This window comes from Tunicatimonas sp., from assembly GCF_049647865.1.
Taxonomy (GTDB): domain Bacteria; phylum Bacteroidota; class Bacteroidia; order Cytophagales; family Cyclobacteriaceae; genus Tunicatimonas.
On sequence record NZ_JBARYM010000800.1, the window covers coordinates 1 to 2,251 of the forward strand.

Sequence of the window (2,251 nt, forward strand, 5' to 3'; positions counted from 1 at the left end):
CCTGAATAGCGATTGCTTCATTGTCTCGAGCCTCGCCACCTACGCCCTGTAGAATATCTGCTTGGTTGTCATCGCCAATTTGGTCGATGTATACTTCGTTGTCTTGGCTTTGGGCCAGAGCGCTCGCACTTAGTATGGTAACGAGCAAACCTTGCATGATGAATTGTTTGTTAAACATAATTGATAAAATTTAGAAATTATAAATAAATAAAACGATTAAAAATATTGTTATTCAGGTAGTGCTACTGTACTACCTTAATTGTTTTCCGAAGTAGATATTGACTCCTACCGAAGCCGACCAGAAGAAGTCATTATACTTACCCTGTTGTATCTGATCCAGCGCGTCGCTCAGCACATGGTGGTGGCGTAGTTGAGCGTTCAGGCTCATTCGGGAATTGATCTGGTACTCGGCTCCTACACCAGCAGTTATCAGCCCGTGTCCGGTACTAAGCGGCTGCGCCTCATCGCTAATCCATCCTCCGCCTAACTGCATCAATGGGGTAAATCGGGTTTGCGGAAACCAACGCCACTCAGTAAACGCTCCTAGCCATTGTACCGGCTGCCGATAGCCTCCTTCTCCGGCCAAATTACCTTGCGATGCTTCCACGCCTACGGTGAGCCAGGAGCTTGCTTGCATTCCCAGATGTAACCCTCCGGCCGGTTGAAAGAGTGGATCAGGATAATCACCCGCATAGCGGAATGTGCCTACATTAGCCCCCACCCTCAGTCGGCTCCGCTGAAACTGGTTAAACCGTCGTCCCAGGTAGTCGGTCTGTTCGTTATCAATGGCTTCCTGCTGATACATAGCGATCGCCGGAGCATTCATTTCTTCGGAGTGTTTTAAGTTCCATAATCCGTCCAAGACACCTTCTACTACTAAGCTGTGCACAGCTTTTTCAATCGCTTCCCGCACCGCTAATTCGGCTGGTTCGTTGTGGGTGAACCCGGTTTCGGCTTCTAGCAGTCGTTGAAAACTCACGAAGCGAAATACCCCCACATCTACTTTTTGCGAAAGGATTGTACGGGATGTATAGACCGTCTTCAGGATGCGCCCGGTGCTGGTAGAAATTGCTCGCAGGTACACCGTCACTCGGTCCTGCCGGTACTGCGCCGAGCCTCCGGTACCGAAGTAGCGGGCCCCGGCCCCACCGGTCAGCACGTTGGCATCGTAGGAGATAATTCCCCCTTCCAGTAGCACCCCGGCAAATAGCAAGGGAGGGAGCGCACTTTCTACTTCTCCGCCCTGCTGTTTATTGTAGGCCTGCCGGGAAGAACGGATGATTTTTCGCTCGTTGAGCAGATTGGACAGTCCTTCCCGCTCAATGGTAGTGAACCAGCCCGAAGCCTCCAGCGAACGCTGTAGGATAGAGGTAGCTCCCTGCGTTACTGCCGTAGACCAACTAGCCCCTACTTCGGATGGTTTGTACTGCCCGGTCTGATCGCGGAATTTGTAGACCGCGGCCACCATCTTTTCCTGGGGTTCGGGCAATTCTCTAAGCTGGCGGAAGAGCGCGGACTCGGCCCCCAGTCGGGCTTGGGTTGGTTGCATGGGTTGGTTGAGATAAGGAGCGCAGCCGCTAAAGATAGCGGCACCGGCCGCTAATAATATACAGGGCCGAATAATGGCTTTCAGTAGTTGTAATATTGGGTTCATCATGATTGTTGTTAGAAGTAAGGTACACTGATCGTAGTGGCACTTCCGGTGGTGGTATCCAAAACTTTAATCTCAATGCCTTCTCCTCCGGGAGATACATCAATTTGGTAATTGCCGATCTCGTATTGCCCTTCAGCCAGTCCTTCTTCCCCAAACTGATCTCCTACCAGCTCCCGGGTGATACGGCTTAGTATCTGACGATTTAGGCTTTGTTCAAAATCCTCCAGCGGATCGCGTTCAAATCGGCTGCCTAGGGAGCTTTCTTCGCCAGTAAACTCGTTTTGGGCCTGGGCTGATGAGAGCATCCAGCCGTAGTTGAGATAGCTTCCTCCAAAAGCTGGGTTCTGGGGTTGGTAGGTAAAATCCTGGGCGTGGGTGGGGGTGTCAATGACGGCCCAAATCAATAATAAGATACAGAAAAGGAATTTCATGCGTAGGTGGTATTTAAAAGATTGAATAAAGATTAAAAAATACCGCTTCCGGACTGATCTTCGCTTTCTAGCTGTTGCGCCATTTGTTGGTAGTTACTAATCTGATAGCGGGTTAGCTGAATCGCTCGGCTGGCTAATGCCCGTAGCATCTCTTCCCGGGGTTGTA

General features: G+C 50.6%; 2 protein-coding genes. Both read right to left on the minus strand.

Translation table 11 applies throughout. From position 1 onward, the window contains the following. Positions 1–250: 250 nt before the first annotated feature. The gene (locus tag WBA23_RS23105; protein ID WP_424584641.1) at positions 251–1,657 is read right to left on the minus strand and encodes a CsgG/HfaB family protein; all 1,407 of its coding nucleotides are present in this window, start codon (positions 1,655–1,657) and stop codon (positions 251–253) included. Positions 1,658–1,665: 8 nt separating this feature from the next. Further along, a complete protein-coding gene (locus WBA23_RS23110; protein WP_424584642.1) occupies positions 1,666–2,085 on the minus strand; it encodes a curli production assembly/transport component CsgF in 420 nt (139 codons plus the stop codon). Positions 2,086–2,251 lie beyond the last annotated feature (166 nt).

Coding starts and splice junctions, on each gene's coding strand:
- WBA23_RS23105 (WP_424584641.1), bottom strand. CDS start 1,657: ATGATGAACCCAATATTACAACTACTGAAAGCCATTATTCGGCCCTGT.
- WBA23_RS23110 (WP_424584642.1), bottom strand. CDS start 2,085: ATGAAATTCCTTTTCTGTATCTTATTATTGATTTGGGCCGTCATTGAC.